The sequence below is a fragment of the Ensifer sp. ENS08 genome, assembly GCF_014852195.1.
Taxonomy (GTDB): domain Bacteria; phylum Pseudomonadota; class Alphaproteobacteria; order Rhizobiales; family Rhizobiaceae; genus Ensifer; species Ensifer adhaerens.
This window is the reverse complement of sequence record NZ_JACVBF010000007.1, coordinates 68,290-84,654: the sequence shown is the minus strand read 5'-3', so window position 1 is coordinate 84,654 and position 16,365 is coordinate 68,290. Positions and strand designations below refer to the sequence as shown.

The 16,365-nt window shown below is 61.3% G+C and carries 16 protein-coding genes and 3 tRNA genes; 18 read left to right on the top strand and 1 reads right to left on the bottom strand.

All coding sequences use genetic code 11. The features are described 5' to 3' along the window. Positions 1 to 71: 71 nt before the first annotated feature. Entirely contained in the window at positions 72 to 470 is a 399-nt protein-coding gene (locus IB272_RS17440; RefSeq protein ID WP_034803594.1) for a cupin domain-containing protein, read from the top strand. A gap of 225 nt (positions 471 to 695) precedes the next feature. Here the strand turns inward: IB272_RS17440 and IB272_RS17435 are convergent. Next, positions 696 to 771 (bottom strand) — tRNA-Val (locus IB272_RS17435). A 458-nt stretch (positions 772 to 1,229) separates the two neighbouring features. Between IB272_RS17435 and IB272_RS17430 the strand changes: the two genes are divergently transcribed. The 17 genes from IB272_RS17430 (at position 1,230) to IB272_RS17350 (ending at position 16,357) form a co-directional block, all read left to right on the top strand. After that, positions 1,230 to 1,306 (top strand) — tRNA-Asp (locus tag IB272_RS17430). Between the two features lie 76 nt (positions 1,307 to 1,382). Next, positions 1,383 to 1,459: transfer RNA gene (locus IB272_RS17425), tRNA-Asp, on the top strand. Between the two features lie 299 nt (positions 1,460 to 1,758). After that, positions 1,759 to 2,124, top strand: coding sequence for an NADH-quinone oxidoreductase subunit A (locus IB272_RS17420; RefSeq protein ID WP_034803593.1), 366 nt, complete (start codon positions 1,759 to 1,761; stop codon positions 2,122 to 2,124). After that, entirely contained in the window at positions 2,115 to 2,693 is a 579-nt protein-coding gene (locus tag IB272_RS17415; RefSeq protein WP_034803591.1) for an NADH-quinone oxidoreductase subunit B, read from the top strand. The genes IB272_RS17420 and IB272_RS17415 overlap by 10 nt, the downstream gene beginning before the upstream one ends. An 18-nt stretch (positions 2,694 to 2,711) precedes the next feature. Then, on the top strand, positions 2,712 to 3,317 hold the full coding sequence (locus tag IB272_RS17410) for an NADH-quinone oxidoreductase subunit C (RefSeq protein ID WP_034803588.1): 606 nt from the start codon (positions 2,712 to 2,714) through the stop codon (positions 3,315 to 3,317). Between the two features lie 57 nt (positions 3,318 to 3,374). Continuing rightward, positions 3,375 to 4,565, top strand: a complete 1,191-nt coding sequence (locus tag IB272_RS17405) for an NADH-quinone oxidoreductase subunit D (RefSeq protein ID WP_060522193.1) — start codon at positions 3,375 to 3,377, stop codon at positions 4,563 to 4,565. Continuing rightward, a complete protein-coding gene (locus tag IB272_RS17400; protein ID WP_060580870.1) occupies positions 4,565 to 4,822 on the top strand; it encodes a hypothetical protein in 258 nt (85 codons plus the stop codon). Before IB272_RS17405 ends, IB272_RS17400 begins: the two co-directional genes overlap by 1 nt. A 16-nt stretch (positions 4,823 to 4,838) precedes the next feature. After that, positions 4,839 to 5,969: an NADH-quinone oxidoreductase subunit E gene (locus IB272_RS17395; protein WP_060580869.1), complete on the top strand. Its 1,131-nt coding sequence runs from the start codon at positions 4,839 to 4,841 to the stop codon at positions 5,967 to 5,969. 11 nt (positions 5,970 to 5,980) lie between these two features. After that, positions 5,981 to 7,285, top strand: a complete 1,305-nt coding sequence (gene nuoF, locus IB272_RS17390; RefSeq protein ID WP_034803581.1) for an NADH-quinone oxidoreductase subunit NuoF — start codon at positions 5,981 to 5,983, stop codon at positions 7,283 to 7,285. A gap of 7 nt (positions 7,286 to 7,292) precedes the next feature. Continuing rightward, positions 7,293 to 7,943, top strand: a complete 651-nt coding sequence (locus tag IB272_RS17385) for an NADH:ubiquinone oxidoreductase (RefSeq protein ID WP_034803576.1) — start codon at positions 7,293 to 7,295, stop codon at positions 7,941 to 7,943. 109 nt (positions 7,944 to 8,052) lie between these two features. Further along, positions 8,053 to 10,134 (top strand): NADH-quinone oxidoreductase subunit NuoG, encoded by a 2,082-nt coding sequence (gene nuoG, locus IB272_RS17380; RefSeq protein ID WP_060580868.1) that lies wholly within the window; start codon positions 8,053 to 8,055, stop codon positions 10,132 to 10,134. Positions 10,135 to 10,154: 20 nt separating this feature from the next. Then, entirely contained in the window at positions 10,155 to 11,198 is a 1,044-nt protein-coding gene (nuoH, locus tag IB272_RS17375; protein ID WP_034803570.1) for an NADH-quinone oxidoreductase subunit NuoH, read from the top strand. 64 nt (positions 11,199 to 11,262) lie between these two features. After that, on the top strand, positions 11,263 to 11,754 hold the full coding sequence (gene nuoI, locus IB272_RS17370) for an NADH-quinone oxidoreductase subunit NuoI (protein WP_025426590.1): 492 nt from the start codon (positions 11,263 to 11,265) through the stop codon (positions 11,752 to 11,754). A gap of 138 nt (positions 11,755 to 11,892) precedes the next feature. Next, positions 11,893 to 12,507: an NADH-quinone oxidoreductase subunit J gene (locus tag IB272_RS17365; protein ID WP_034804235.1), complete on the top strand. Its 615-nt coding sequence runs from the start codon at positions 11,893 to 11,895 to the stop codon at positions 12,505 to 12,507. A gap of 28 nt (positions 12,508 to 12,535) precedes the next feature. Continuing rightward, complete coding sequence (gene nuoK, locus IB272_RS17360; protein ID WP_034803568.1) at positions 12,536 to 12,844, top strand: NADH-quinone oxidoreductase subunit NuoK; 309 nt, start codon at positions 12,536 to 12,538, stop codon at positions 12,842 to 12,844. A 7-nt stretch (positions 12,845 to 12,851) separates the two neighbouring features. Next, entirely contained in the window at positions 12,852 to 14,846 is a 1,995-nt protein-coding gene (gene nuoL, locus IB272_RS17355) for an NADH-quinone oxidoreductase subunit L (protein WP_034803566.1), read from the top strand. Continuing rightward, positions 14,846 to 16,357, top strand: a complete 1,512-nt coding sequence (locus IB272_RS17350) for an NADH-quinone oxidoreductase subunit M (RefSeq protein WP_034803564.1) — start codon at positions 14,846 to 14,848, stop codon at positions 16,355 to 16,357. Before nuoL ends, IB272_RS17350 begins: the two co-directional genes overlap by 1 nt. Positions 16,358 to 16,365 lie beyond the last annotated feature (8 nt).

Sequence of the window (16,365 nt, the reverse complement as noted above, 5' to 3'; positions counted from 1 at the left end):
GTCGGGCCTGTCCGCCGTAGCGCACTTTCGCTGACGACGAGCGCCACACACGAAAATGGGAGGAACGAGATATGGACATCATACCCGGTGGATCGAGACCTTCGATGCGCGCCCCGGCGGAATACTTCACCGGCACGGTACGCCAGGACCCGGTGATCGAGGCCGCAGACCCGGCGCGCGTCCGCGCTGTCAGCGTCACCTTCGAGCCCGGCGCTCGGACGGCCTGGCATACGCACCCGCTCGGCCAGACCCTGGTTGTCACCGCCGGCCGTGGTCTCGTGCAAAGCTGGGGTGGCCCTGTGCAAGAGATTCGTATGGGCGATGTCGTCTGGTTCCCGCCGGGCGAAAAGCACTGGCACGGTGCAGCACCCGATACGGCCATGGTGCATCTTGCGATTCAGGAAGCGCTCGACGGCAAGGCTGTGGATTGGCTGGAGCATGTCAGCGACGAGCAGTATCGCGGCGGGTAGCGCCGGTGGGCCTATCGATACGTTGGGATTTGGCGGGTTTGCTGCTCCGGCGAGGCTGACGGTGGCGGGTATCGCGATCGAGGCCGTCGAATCCCTGATTCCCGACCGTTGACGGCTGAGCTCTAAAGCCAAAGCAATTCGAAGCGGCAGGCCTATCGCAAACGGCACGCGATAACGCGAACAGCAATTTGAGCAGATTTGGTGATGATTTTCTGTGGGAGAAAATGGTGGGCGATGAGAGACTCGAACTCCCGACATCCTCGGTGTAAACGAGGCGCTCTACCAACTGAGCTAATCGCCCTTCCGCGTTTGGACCGGATCAGTCCGCCGCGTCGGTGGCCGTGATCTAGGCGTAACCGAAAAAAACCGCAAGAGCATTTGTATCGTTTTTATGATTTTTTTTGTTGGCGGTTGCGCGACACCCTGAAACTGCGGGCTTCGTGCTTGTGGACAAAATGCGCGGACGGTGCCTCGGTAACGGCGAACGGGGGAGGGAGGGGAGGCAATCCGGAATCAGCCTCCGTGTACGCGCATCGACGAGTGCGTGTTGGGATAGGTGACGACGGGCCGGTGGCGGCAGGCGCCATTGGTCCATTCCGATTTCGATCCTTTTATCGCCCTGTGGATCAATTTTCACTCCGTCACGGATTTGTCTTCAAACACGCTTGACACCCCAATCCGAACCGCTTAGTTAGCCGCTCATCGAACGGCGCTGCTGCTCGATGCGGGGCGGAAACGCCTCAACCAAGTCAAGATGATGCGGGTGTAGCTCAGTCGGTTAGAGTGCCGGCCTGTCACGCCGGAGGTCGCGGGTTCGAGCCCCGTCACTCGCGCCACTCTTGATCTGGATTTGCCTAGGCGTTCTCAACGAGGGCCGATGGTGATACTAATGATCGTTCGCGGTCATCATGCGCGGGTGTAGCTCAGTCGGTTAGAGTGCCGGCCTGTCACGCCGGAGGTCGCGGGTTCGAGCCCCGTCACTCGCGCCATTTCTTCTCTCCGTCCTTCCTGTGAATTGCGCCGGCCCTAGGGCCGGATTGTGCGCTGCGGCAATCTGTCTCGTCTCGCTTTGTTTTACCGTAAAGTTCGCGTCGGCCTGCGAATCCGCGCTTTGTCGGTATCACCCGTCCGATCCTGTGTTGCGAAGCGGTTTAAATGGCCCCTCAAGGCTTGCGCGACGGCGCGGGCTGCGCTAACCACTCCGGCGTTGCAACATATTTTTCGGCCTGCGAGATTTGTTGTTCTGGCGCTCTCCCATGCGCCCTCCCGCAGGCAGGGACGGATAACAATGACTGAACTTCTCGGTTCCTACGTTCCGATCGCGATTTTCATTGGAATCGCATTGGTGATCGGTGTGGCGCTTCTGATTGCTCCCTTCGCCGTCGCCTTCAAGGCTCCTGATTCGGAAAAGCTGTCGGCCTACGAGTGCGGCTTCAATGCGTTCGACGACGCCCGCATGAAGTTCGACATCCGCTTCTATCTCGTGTCGATCCTCTTCATCATCTTCGACCTCGAAGTTGCCTTCCTCTTTCCTTGGGCGGTTTCGTTCCACGAGCTGGGCTGGTTCGGCTTCTGGTCAATGATGGTCTTCCTCGGAGTGCTGACGATCGGCTTTATCTATGAATGGAAGAAGGGAGCGCTGGAATGGAACTGACCTCCGGCACCACGCTCGTTGCGCCCAAGCCGAAAGGGATCATCGATCCCTCCACCGGCAAGCCGATTGGCAGCAATGATGCATTCTTCGGCGAGATCAACAATGAGCTCGCCGACAAGGGTTTTCTAGTCACCTCGACCGACGAGCTCATCAATTGGGCCCGTACCGGTTCGTTGATGTGGATGACCTTCGGTCTCGCCTGCTGCGCGGTCGAAATGATGCAGATGTCGATGCCGCGCTACGACGCCGAACGCTTCGGTTTTGCGCCGCGCGCCTCGCCGCGCCAGTCCGACGTCATGATCGTCGCCGGCACGCTGACCAACAAGATGGCGCCTGCGCTCCGCAAGGTCTATGACCAGATGCCGGAGCCGCGTTACGTCATCTCGATGGGTTCGTGCGCCAATGGCGGCGGCTACTACCACTATTCCTATTCGGTTGTTCGCGGTTGCGACCGCGTCGTTCCCGTCGACATCTACGTGCCAGGCTGTCCTCCCACGGCAGAAGCGCTGCTTTACGGCGTGCTCCTGCTGCAGAAGAAGATCCGCCGGACCGGCACGATCGAGCGCTAAGGGCAGGGGGTCTTTGATATGAGTGAAGCCCTGAATGAGCTTGCGTCCTACTTGCGCGAAACGCGCGGTGCGCTGATCTCCGACGCATCGCTGGCCTATGGCGAGCTGACGCTGACGACGACGTCGGCGAACCTGATCGCGCTGCTTACGTTCCTTCGTGACGATGTGCAGTGCGCCTTCGTCAATTTCGTCGATGTCTGCGGCGTCGACTGGCCACAGCGGCCGGACCGTTTCGACGTTGTCTATCATCTCTTGTCGCCGCGCCAGAACCTGCGCGTGCGCGTCAAGGTCGCAACCGGCGAGAACGAGCCGGTTCCGTCGGCAACGCCGGTCTATCCCGGTGCCGACTGGTTCGAGCGCGAAGCCTACGATATGTACGGCATCCTGTTTACCGGCCATCCTGACCTGCGTCGCATCCTGACGGACTACGGTTTCGAAGGACATCCGCTGCGCAAGGACTTCCCGGTCACCGGTTTTGTCGAGGTGCGTTACGACGACGAAGCAAAGCGCGTCGTCTACGAACCCGTCGAACTGAAGCAGGAATTCCGCAACTTCGACTTCCTCTCTCCCTGGGAAGGCACGGACTACGTGCTGCCCGGCGACGAGAAGGCGAAAGCACGGTGAGACTAAGTGGTCCGCGGTAGCCGGTGAACGGCTGCCGTCCGACCTGGAGCAATCGGTATGACCGAACATAACGTCCGCAACTTCAACATCAACTTTGGTCCGCAGCATCCGGCGGCGCACGGCGTTCTTCGTCTGGTGCTCGAGCTTGATGGCGAAATCGTCGAGCGCGTCGATCCGCATATCGGCCTGCTGCATCGCGGTACCGAAAAGCTGATCGAGACCAAGACCTACCTGCAGGCCGTGCCCTATTTCGACCGCCTCGACTACGTGGCGCCGATGAACCAGGAGCATGCCTACGCGCTGGCGATCGAGAAGCTGACGGCGACCGAAGTTCCGATCCGCGGCCAGCTCATCCGCGTCCTCTATTCGGAAATCGGCCGCATCCTCTCGCATCTTCTGAACGTCACGACGCAGGCCATGGACGTCGGCGCGCTGACGCCGCCGCTCTGGGGCTTTGAAGAGCGCGAAAAGCTGATGGTGTTTTACGAGCGTGCCTGCGGCGCGCGCATGCACTCGGCCTACTTCCGTCCGGGCGGCGTCCATCAGGACCTGCCGCACGAACTCGTCGAAGACATCGGCAAGTGGATCGATCCGTTCCTGAAGACCGTCGACGACATCGACGAACTCTTGACCGGCAACCGCATCTTCAAGCAGCGCAACGTCGACATCGGCGTCGTCAAGCTCGACGATGCCTGGGCCTGGGGCTTCTCGGGCGTGATGGTGCGTGGCTCGGGCGCTGCCTGGGACCTGCGTCGTTCGCAGCCCTACGAGTGCTATTCGGATCTCGAGTTCGATATCCCGATCGGCAAGAACGGCGACTGCTTCGACCGTTATCTGATCCGTATGATCGAAATGCGCCAGTCGGCCCGCATCATGCGCCAGTGCGTCGATCGCCTGCTCGGCGATGCCAAGGTCGGTCCGGTTTCGTCGCTCGACGGCAAGATCGTTCCGCCGAAGCGCGGCGAGATGAAGCGTTCGATGGAAGCGCTCATCCACCACTTCAAGCTCTATACCGAAGGCTACCACGTGCCGGCCGGCGAAGTTTACGCCGCCGTCGAAGCGCCGAAGGGCGAATTCGGCGTCTATCTCGTCTCCGACGGCACCAACAAGCCCTATCGCTGCAAGATCCGTGCCCCAGGTTATGCGCATCTGCAGGCGATGGATTTCCTCTGTCGGGGACACCAGCTTGCCGACGTTTCGGCCGTGCTGGGCTCCCTCGATATCGTGTTCGGTGAGGTGGACCGCTGATGCGTCTCGCGCCCCTGGCCACGCTCGCTCTTCTCGCGTTTGCATCGACCGTTTCTGCACAGGAGCAGGTCGAAAGCGGCGCGACGTCGGGCGGCATGCGCGGGGGCTCGATGGCCGATCTCGTTGCCAAGGGCTACGAGATCAAGGCCGCGGTCGCCAATGGCACGCGCTACATCGTATTTTTGCAGAAAGACCAGTCAGCCTATGCCTGCGAATTCGTCTCGGTGACGAAATCGCGGTGCGGTTCGATTAACTGATAAGGTGTCCACTAGAATGTCCGTTCGTCGACTAGCCGAAGACACCGTCCAGCCAGCGAGCTTTGCCTTCAGCAAGGAGAACGCCGCCTGGGCGAAGGAAACGATCAATAAGTACCCCAAGGGTCGTGAGCAGTCTGCCGTCATCCCGTTGTTGATGCGCGCTCAGGACCAGGACGGCTGGGTCACGAAGGCCGCCATCGAGTCCATCGCGGACATGCTCGGCATGCCGTACATCCGCGCGCTCGAAGTTGCGACCTTCTACACCCAGTTCCAGTTGAAGCCGGTCGGCACGCGCGCCCACATTCAGGTTTGCGGTACGACGCCCTGCATGCTGCGCGGCGCCGAAGACCTGATCAAGGTTTGCAAGAGCAAGATTGCCCATGATCCCTTCACCCTGAACGAGAGTGGCACGCTTTCCTGGGAAGAAGTCGAATGTCAGGGCGCCTGCGTCAACGCGCCGATGGTCATGATCTTCAAGGACACCTTCGAAGACCTGACGCCCGAGCAACTCGAGCAGATCATCGACCGTTTCGAAGCAGGCAAGGGTGCTGAAATCACCCCCGGTCCGCAGATCGATCGCATCTATTCGGCTCCGGAAGGCGGCCCGACGACCCTCATGCTTGCGGATGCGGCTCCGGCCAAGGCTGCGGCCAGCGCCGCCAAGAAGGTGAGCGATGCTCCGGCCGTCTCCGTGCCGCCGTCGAATGCCGGCCGCGCCAAGGCCGCGTCGGCCGTGACCGACGCATCGCTGAAGACCCCGGCGACGGCAAAGGCGGAAGCCGCTGCCAACGCCAAGGTGGAAGGCGACACTATCGACAAGTCGAAGCCGGCCAAGGCTGCTGCCGTCTCCGGCAAGCCGTCGCTGGAGGACAAGAACCGTCCGGCCGGCATCGAGAAGCCGGCAGCGACCGACGATCTCAAGCTGATCTCGGGCGTCGGTCCGAAGATCGAGGGTACGCTCAACGAACTGGGCATCTACACCTACGCGCAAGTTGCTTCGTGGAAGAAGGCGGAGCGCGAGTGGGTCGACGGATACCTGAATTTCAAGGGCCGCATCGAACGCGACGACTGGGTCAAGCAGGCCAAGGCGCTCGCCAAGGGCGGCGAAGCCGAATACATCAAGGTCTTCGGCAAGAAGCCGCGGTAAAGAGGTGAATTATGCTCAGAGATGAAGACCGCATCTTTACCAATATCTACGGCCTCAAGGACAAGTCCCTGAAGGGCGCCATGGCGCGCGGCCACTGGGACGGCACCAAGCAGCTGCTCGAAAAGGGCCGTGACTGGATCGTCAACGAAGTGAAGGCTTCCGGCCTTCGCGGTCGTGGCGGCGCCGGCTTCCCGACGGGCCTCAAGTGGTCCTTCATGCCGAAGGAAAGCGACGGCCGTCCGCATTACCTCGTCGTCAATGCCGACGAGTCCGAGCCCGGCACCTGCAAGGACCGTGACATCATGCGTCACGATCCGCATACGCTGATCGAAGGCTGCGTCGTCGCCAGCTTCGCCATGGGTGCCCATGTCGCCTACATCTACGTCCGCGGCGAATTCGTCCGCGAGCGCGAGGCGCTGCAGGCGGCGATCGACGAATGCTACGCCTATGGCCTGCTCGGCAAGAACAACAAGCTCGGCTACGACATCGACATCTACGTGCACCATGGTGCCGGCGCCTACATCTGTGGCGAAGAGACGGCTCTGCTCGAAAGCCTTGAAGGCAAGAAGGGCCAGCCGCGCCTGAAGCCGCCGTTCCCGGCCAACATGGGCCTCTACGGCTGCCCGACGACCGTCAACAACGTCGAGTCGATCGCGGTAACCCCGACGATCTTGCGCCGCGGCGCCGGCTGGTACACGAGTTTCGGTCGCCCGAACAACCACGGCACCAAGCTCTATTCGGTATCCGGTCACGTCAACCGCCCGTGCACGGTCGAAGACGCTATGTCGATCCCGTTCCATGAACTGATCGAAAAGCACTGTGGCGGCATTCGCGGCGGCTGGGACAACCTGCTCGCCGTCATTCCCGGCGGTTCGTCCGTTCCTTGCGTGCCCGGCGCGCAGATGAAGGACGCGATCATGGATTTCGACGGTCTGCGCGAGGTCGGTTCCAGTCTTGGAACCGCCGCCGTCATCGTGATGGACAGGTCGACCGACATCATCAAGGCGATCTGGCGTCTCTCGGCCTTCTACAAGCACGAGAGCTGCGGTCAGTGCACGCCGTGCCGCGAAGGCACCGGCTGGATGATGCGCGTCATGGAACGCATGGTTCAGGGCCGCGCCCAGAAGCGCGAAATCGACATGCTGTTCGACGTCACCAAGCAGGTGGAAGGCCACACGATCTGTGCGCTCGGCGACGCAGCTGCCTGGCCGATCCAGGGTCTGATCAAGCATTTCCGCCCGGAAATGGAAAAGCGCATCGACGAATATACGCGCAATGCGTCGTCGCATGGCGCGGTTCTGGAAGCGGCGGAGTAACCCGACGATGGCCGGCGCACGCGAAGAGGGACAGATGAAGGGACAGGCCGAAGCAGGCATTCCGTTCGCACGTCCGCTTGGCGGCGATCCGGCCGACCCGTTCGGCATGGGCGAATGGATGAAGGGCCTTTCACAGGTGCCGCTGCATCCGCTGATGGTTCACCCGGCAGCCGCAGTTGCAGCAGCGACCGCGATCGGCTTCGGTCTCACGACCCAGATTGCAGGCGCCATGATCGGCGCGATGCAAGGGGCCGTCGAGGCGGCGCAGAAGCGGGCAGAGCCCGCATCGTCTGACACGACGACTGCCGTTGTCGCAAAGACGGTGCAGGCCGACGCAAAGCCGGAACCGGTCGCCAAGCCGTCCGCGCCTGCCAAGCGCGCAGCCGCAAAGCCGGTGGTCGAGAAGGTTGCCGCTCAAAAGGTGGTCAAGGTTCGCGCGACGCGCGCCAAGGCGAAAGCCACCGACGACCTCAAGCGGATCTCCGGCATCGGCCCGAAGCTCGAGCAGGTGCTGAACGCGAAGGGCATCAGCGGCTTTGCCGACATCGCCGGTTGGAGCGAGGCGGATGTCGCCCGCTTCGACGACGAACTCGGTTTCGGCGGGCGGATCAAGCGGGACGATTGGGTTGGACAGGCCAAGGCGCTGAAAGGCGCTTGAGACAACAGGGCGGGGACCGGGGACGGCCATCGCCCGCAAGCAGCAAGGCTGTGTTGGAATTGTGCGTCGCCGATGGGCCGACGGACGGAAGACAGGATTGAGTACGAAGATGGCAAAGCTGAAAGTCGACGGAAAAGAGATCGAGGTACCGGATCATTTCACGCTGCTTCAGGCGTGCGAAGAGGCCGGGGCTGAAGTTCCGCGCTTCTGTTTCCACGAGCGGCTTTCGGTCGCCGGCAACTGCCGCATGTGTCTGATCGAAGTGAAGGGAGGGCCGCCCAAGCCCGCCGCTTCCTGTGCCATGGGCGTGCGCGACCTCCGTCCGGGCCCGAACGGCGAAGCGCCGGAAGTCTTCACGACCACGCCGATGGTCAAGAAGGCGCGCGAAGGCGTGATGGAATTCCTGCTGATCAACCATCCGCTCGACTGCCCGATCTGTGACCAGGGCGGCGAATGTGACCTGCAGGACCAGGCCATGGCCTTCGGTATCGACAGCTCGCGCTACCAGGAAAACAAGCGCGCCGTCGAAGACAAGTATATCGGCCCGCTCGTCAAGACCGTGATGAACCGCTGCATTCACTGCACGCGCTGCGTTCGCTTCACGACCGAAGTTGCCGGCATTGCCGAACTTGGCCTGATCGGCCGCGGCGAAGACGCCGAGATCACCACCTATCTCGAGCAGGCGATGACCTCCGAACTGCAGGGCAACGTCGTTGACCTCTGCCCGGTCGGTGCGCTGACCTCGAAGCCGTTTGCCTTCACCGCCCGTCCGTGGGAGCTGAACAAGACCGAATCCATCGACGTGATGGACGCGCTCGGTTCGGCGATCCGCGTCGATACCCGCGGCCGCGAAGTCATGCGCATTATGCCGCGCGTCAATGAGGACATCAACGAAGAGTGGATCTCCGACAAGAGCCGCTTCATCTGGGATGGCCTGAAGACGCAGCGCCTCGATCGTCCATACGTCAAGAAGGACGGCCGTCTGCAGCCGGCAACGTGGGGCGAAGCCTTCCAGGCGGTCAAGGCTGCCGTCGCCCAGACTTCCGGCGACAAGATCGGCGCCATTGCCGGCGACCTCGCTTCGGTCGAAGAAATGTACGCGCTGAAGCAGCTGATCGCAGCGCTCGGCTCCGAGAGTGTCGACTGCCGCCAGGATGGCGCCGCACTCGACCCGTCGCTCGGTCGCGCCAGCTACCTCTTCAACCCGACGATCGCTGGCATCGAAAGCGCTGACGCGCTGTTGATCATCGGCTCCAATCCGCGCTTTGAGGCTTCGGTTCTCAACGCTCGCATCCGCAAGCGCTACCGCATGGGCAACTTCCCGATCGCCGTGATCGGCGAGCCGGGCGAACTGCGTTACGAATACGAGTATCTCGGCGCCGGCACCGAAACGCTCGCCGAGCTCGTCTCGGGCAAGGGCAAGTTTGCAGCGACCTTGAGGAAGGCGCAGCGCCCGATGATCCTCATCGGCCAGGGTGCTGTTGCAGGGGAGGGCGGCGCTGCCGTTCTTTCTGCCGCCGCCAAGCTCGCAGGCGCCGTCGGTGCGGTTACCGCCGAGTGGAACGGTTTTGCCGTTCTTCACACGGCCGCTTCCCGCGTCGGTGGTCTCGACCTCGGCTTCGTTCCGGGCGCGAACGGCAAGACGGCGGCCGAGATGGTCACCGCCTCCGACGTTCTCTTCCTGCTCGGCGCTGACGAGATCGACCTTGCGGAACGCAAGTCCAGCTTCACGGTTTATATCGGCTCGCACGGCGACAACGGCGCACATGCCGCCGACGTCATCCTGCCGGGCGCGACCTACACCGAAAAGTCCGGCACGTGGGTCAACACCGAAGGCCGCGTTCAGGTCGGCAACCGCGCCGGCTTCGCACCGGGCGACGCACGCGAGGACTGGGCGATCATCCGCGCGCTCTCCGACGTGCTCGGCAAGAAGCTGCCCTTTGATTCGCTTGGCGAATTGCGCTCGAAGCTCTATGCGGCCCACCCGCATTTCGCCGATATTGACGCGATCGCGAGCGGCAACGGCGACGAAATTGCCGCACTTGGTCAAAAAGCCGGTGAGATGGGCAAATCCGTGTTTGCGTCTCCGGTCAAAGACTTCTATTTGACGAACCCGATAGCGCGCGCATCCGCCGTCATGGCCGAATGCTCGGCTTTGGCACGCAACAATTTCAAAGCTGCGGCGGAATGAGCGCGAGGGAATAGAGTATCATGGACGCTTTCGTTTCGACCTATGTCTGGCCCGCGATCATCATGGTCGCCCAGTCGCTGCTGCTCCTGGTCGCGCTGCTGCTTTTCATCGCCTACATCCTGCTTGCAGACCGTAAGATCTGGGCTGCAGTTCAGCTCCGCCGTGGTCCGAATGTGGTAGGCCCCTGGGGACTTTTCCAGTCCTTCGCCGACCTTTTGAAGTTCGTCTTCAAGGAGCCGGTTATCCCGGCCGGCGCCAACAAGGCGATCTTCCTGCTCGCCCCGCTCGTCTCCGTGACGCTGGCGCTCGCCGCTTGGGCCGTGATCCCGCTCAACGCCGGCTGGGTGATCGCGAACATCAACGTCGGCATCCTCTTCGTGTTCGCCATATCTTCTCTTGAAGTTTATGGCATCATCATGGGCGGCTGGGCGTCGAACTCCAAATATCCCTTCCTCGGCGCGCTTCGCTCCGCAGCACAGATGGTCTCCTACGAAGTCTCGATCGGCTTCGTTATCGTCACCGTCCTGCTCTGCGTCGGCTCGCTGAACCTGACGGACATCGTCAACGCGCAGTCGAGCGGCATCGGCACCAACCTCGGCCTGCCGGCGTCGTTCCTCGACTGGCATTGGCTGGCGCTGTTCCCGATGTTCATCGTGTTCTTCATTTCGGCGCTGGCCGAAACGAACCGCCCGCCTTTCGACCTTCCCGAAGCGGAATCCGAACTCGTCGCCGGCTTCATGGTCGAGTACGGCTCCACGCCTTACATGATGTTCATGCTCGGCGAATATGCCGCCATCTGCCTGATGTGCGCGCTGACGACGATCCTGTTCCTCGGTGGCTGGCTGCCTCCGGTGGACGTCTGGTTCCTCAACTGGGTACCCGGCATCATCTGGTTCGTGCTGAAGGCATCCTTCGTGTTCTTCATGTTCGCGATGGTGAAGGCTTTCGTGCCGCGTTACCGCTACGACCAGCTGATGCGTCTTGGCTGGAAGGTCTTCCTGCCGATCTCTCTCGCAATGGTCGTGATCACTGCGTTCGTTCTCAAGCTGACGGGAGCCGCATGACGATGGCTCACGTTTGGCAGCATACCGCCGGTCGCTCCCAGGCCGGCAACTCTGGAGGTAAATGATGGCCGGTCTTTCGCAAGCCGTCAGCTCGCTGTTCCTGAAGGAATTCGTCGGCGCGTTCTTTCTGTCGATGCGCTATTTCTTCAAGCCGAAGGCGACGTTGAACTACCCCTTCGAAAAGGGACCGGTCAGCCCGCGCTTCCGCGGCGAGCATGCGCTGCGCCGTTATCCGAACGGTGAAGAGCGTTGCATCGCCTGCAAGCTGTGCGAGGCGATCTGTCCTGCACAGGCAATCACCATCGAAGCCGGCCCGCGCCGCAACGACGGCACACGCCGTACGGTTCGCTACGACATCGACATGGTGAAGTGCATCTATTGCGGTTTCTGCCAGGAAGCCTGTCCGGTCGATGCCATCGTCGAGGGCCCGAACTTCGAGTTCGCCACCGAGACGCGCGAAGAGCTTTACTACGACAAGGACAAGCTCCTCGCCAACGGCGACCGTTGGGAACGGGAAATCGCACGCAACATCGCAATGGACTCGCCCTATCGCTGAGGCCAGAGCGTAGCGCCGCCCCGGGGAGGGCGGTGCATGTGACATAGGTTTGGGCAACGGCCGGACGCGTGTCCGGCTTTGCCTGTGGAGTGGGGCCAGAAGCGCCTCACGCCGTGCAAGACGAAGAAGGCACCGATCATGGGTCTGCAGGTTCTTTTTTTCTATCTCTTTGCCTTCATCGCGGTGGCGTCGGCATTCATGGTTATTGCGGCCAGGAACCCGGTTTATTCGGTTCTGTTCCTGATCCTGACCTTCTTTAACGCGGCAGGTCTGTTCCTGCTGACTGGCGCCGAATTCCTCGCGATGATCCTGCTGGTCGTTTATGTCGGCGCGGTCGCGGTGCTGTTCCTGTTCGTGGTCATGATGCTCGACATCGACTTCGCGGAACTGCGGGCCGGCGTGCTTGAATATGCGCCGGTGGGCGCGCTGATCGGTCTGATCCTTGCAGCCGAGCTCATCATCGTGGTTGGCGGTGCGACGTTCTCGCCTGAGATCGCCAAGTCGATTTCGATGCCGATCCCGGCGGTCGCCGACCGCACGAACACGGCAGCGCTCGGCGACGTGCTCTACACGCACTACGTCTACTTCTTCCAGATCGCCGGCCTGGTCCTGCTCGTCGCCATGATCGGCGCGATCGTGCTGACCCTGCGCCACCGCGAAAACATCAAGCGCCAGAACATCCCGCAGCAGGTTGCCCGCACGCCCGAGACCGCCGTCGAAGTGGTCACGGTCAAGCCCGGCCAGGGCATTTAAGTCGGACGCGAGATCGAGGAACAAAAAAATGGAAATCGGAATTTCCCACTATCTCACCGTCAGCGCCATCCTGTTCACGCTGGGCGTCTTCGGCATCTTCCTGAACCGGAAGAACGTCATCGTCATCCTGATGTCGGTCGAACTCATTCTTCTTGCGGTCAACATCAACATGGTCGCCTTCTCGGCGTTCCTGAATGACATCACTGGCCAGGTCTTTGCCCTGTTCATCCTGACCGTCGCGGCTGCGGAAGCGGCCATCGGACTTGCAATTCTCGTCGTCTTCTACCGCAACCGCGGCTCGATCGCTGTTGAAGACGTCAACATGATGAAGGGCTGATTGGGCTATGGATACCATCATCAAGGCTATCGTCTTCCTGCCTTTGATCGGCTTTCTGATCGCCGGCCTCTTCGGTAGTTCGATCGGCGCCAAGGCATCGGAATATGTCACCAGCGGTCTGATGATCATTGCCGCTGCGCTCTCCTGGTACGTCTTCTTCGACGTCGCCATGGGCCACCAGGAAATGATCAAGGTGTCGGTGCTGCGCTGGATCCAGTCCGGCACCTTCGATGTCGAATGGGCGTTCCGCGTCGATACGCTGACCTCGGTCATGTTCGTGGTCGTCAACACGGTGTCGACCCTCGTGCATGTCTATTCGATCGGCTACATGCACCACGATCCGCATCGTCCGCGCTTCTTTGCCTATCTGTCGCTCTTCACCTTCGCGATGTTGATGCTCATCACGTCGGACAACCTGGTGCAGATGTTCTTCGGCTGGGAAGGCGTGGGTCTTGCGTCCTACCTGCTCATCGGCTTCTGGTACAAGAAGCCGTCGGCCAACGCTGCTGCGATGAAGGCCTTCATCGTCAACCGGGTCGGTGACTTCGGGTTCGCGCTCGGTATCTTCCTGGTCTTCGTGCTGTTCGGCTCGGTCAACCTGGAAACGATCTTCGCTGCCGCCAAGACCTATCTGCCGGCCGAAGGTGCGGGAGCAGGGGAGGCCGTCGTCACCCTGTTCGGCATGCACCTCGACAAGGCTGACGCCATCACCGCCGCATCCCTGCTGCTCTTCATGGGCGCGATGGGCAAGTCGGCGCAGTTCCTGCTGCACACCTGGCTTCCGGACGCCATGGAAGGCCCGACCCCGGTTTCGGCTCTTATCCATGCCGCAACCATGGTTACCGCCGGCGTCTTCCTCGTCGCCCGCATGTCGCCGGTGTTCGAGCTGTCGCCGGATGCGCTGACCGTCGTCACCATCATCGGCGCGATCACCGCCTTCTTCGCGGCGACCGTCGGCCTCGTCCAGAACGACATCAAGCGCGTCATCGCCTATTCGACCTGCTCGCAGCTCGGCTACATGTTCGTGGCCCTCGGCGTCGGTGCCTATGGCGCGGCGATCTTCCACCTGTTCACGCACGCCTTCTTCAAGGCTCTGCTGTTCTTGGGTGCCGGTTCGGTCATCCACGCCGTCGATGGCGAGCAGGACATGCGTTACATGGGCGGTCTCCGGAAGCACATTCCGGTTACCTACTGGATGATGTTCATCGGCACGATCGCACTGACCGGCGTCGGCATCCCTGGCACGATCATCGGTACCGCAGGCTTCTTCTCGAAGGACGCGATCATCGAGTCCGCCTATGCCGCCCACAGCTCGGTTTCCGGTTTCGCCTATGCGCTGCTCGTTGTCGCGGCACTCTTCACCAGCTTCTATTCGTGGCGCCTGACCTTCATGACCTTCCATGGCAAGCCGCGCGCTTCCTCGGATGTCATGCATCACGTGCATGAATCGCCGCAGGTCATGCTGGTGCCGCTCTATATCCTTGGCGTCGGTGCGCTGGTCGCCGGCTTCATCTTCCACGATCACTTCTTCGGCGAAGGCTATGCCGAATTCTGGAAGGGTGCGCTGTTCACCTCGGCGGAAAACGAAATCCTGCATGAGTACCACCACGTGCCGAAGTGGGTTAAGTGGAGCCCGTTTGTCGCCATGGCGCTTGGCCTCTTCACGGCCTGGTACATGTATATCCGCCGGCCGGAACTGCCGAAGTATCTGGCAGAGCAGCACCGTGGCCTCTACCAGTTCCTGCTCAATAAGTGGTACTTCGACGAGCTCTATGACTTCCTGTTCGTACGCTCGGCCAAGTGGCTCGGCACCTTCCTGTGGAAGGAAGGCGACGGTCGCGTGATCGACGGCTACGGCCCGAACGGCATTGCCGCACGTGTGCTCAACGTCACTGACCGCGTTGTCCGCCTGCAGACTGGTTACCTCTATCACTACGCGTTTGCGATGCTGATCGGCATTGCCGCGCTTGTTACTTGGATGATGTTCAGGAGTTCCTTCTGATGACCGATTGGCCCGTACTTTCCGCGGTCACCTTCATGCCGCTCGTCGGCGTCCTGCTTCTCTTGCTCACAAGGGAAGACAGCGCCTACGGCCGCCGGAATATCCTGAACGTTTCGCTGCTGACGACGATCTTCACCTTCGCCGTGTCGGTCTACATCTGGTACCAGTTCGATTCCTCGAACCCGGGCTTCCAGATGATCGAGAAGCACGAGTGGCTCGGCACCGGCATTTCCTACCATCTCGGTGTCGATGGTATCTCGATGCTGTTCGTGGTGCTCTCGGCCTTCCTCATGCCGTTCTGCGTACTGGCGAGCTGGCTGTCGATCGAGAAGCGGCTGAAGGCCTACATGATCGCGTTCCTGGTCCTGGAAACGTTCATGATCGGCGTCTTCGTGTCGCTCGATATCGTGCTCTTCTACGTGTTCTTCGAAGCCGGTCTCATCCCGATGTTCCTCATCATCGGTGTCTGGGGCGGCAAGGACCGCGTTTACGCCAGCTACAAGTTCTTCCTCTATACGCTGCTCGGCTCAGTGCTGATGCTGCTCGCGATCATGGCGATGTACTGGCAGGCCGGTACGACCGACATCACGCAGCTACTGGCCTATAACTTCCCGCGCCAGATGCAGACTTGGCTGTGGCTCGCCTTCTTCGCCTCCTTTGCGGTGAAGATGCCGATGTGGCCGGTCCACACCTGGCTTCCCGACGCACACGTTCAGGCGCCGACGGCGGGCTCGGTCATTCTGGCCGGCGTCTTGCTAAAGCTCGGCGGTTACGGCTTCCTGCGCTTCTCGCTGCCGATGTTCCCGCTGGCCTCAGATTACTTCGCGCCGTTCGTCTTCACGCTTTCGGTCGTCGCCATCATCTACACCTCGCTGGTGGCGCTGATGCAGACCGATATCAAGAAGCTGATCGCCTATTCGTCCGTTGCGCACATGGGCTACGTGACGATGGGTATCTTTGCCGCCAACGTTCAGGGCGTGCAGGGTGCGATCTTCCAGATGCTGTCGCACGGCATTGTCTCCGGCGCGCTCTTCCTTTGCGTCGGCGTTGTCTACGACCGCCTGCACACCCGCGAAATCGCCGCCTATGGCGGCCTCGTAAACAACATGCCGAAGTACGCCGTCGCCTTCATGGTGTTCACCATGGCGAACGTCGGCCTGCCGGGCACGTCCAGCTTCGTCGGCGAAGTCCTGACCCTCGTCGGTGCCTTCCGTGCCAACACCTGGGTTGCGCTCTTTGCGACCTCGGGCGTGATCCTCTCGGCAGCGTACGCCCTCTGGCTTTATCGCCGGGTCGTCTTCGGTGCCCTGGAGAAGGAAAGCCTGAAGTCGTTGCTCGATCTTTCCGGTCGCGAAAAGGCCATCCTTTATCCGCTGGTGATCCTGACGATCTTCTTCGGCGTCTATCCGGCACCGATCTTCGATGCGACCGCGGCCTCCGTGGATCTGCTCGTCAACAACTACTCCGCAGCCCTGCAGGCAGCGCAAAACGTTGCGCTTTCGGTGCAATGACCACAGGA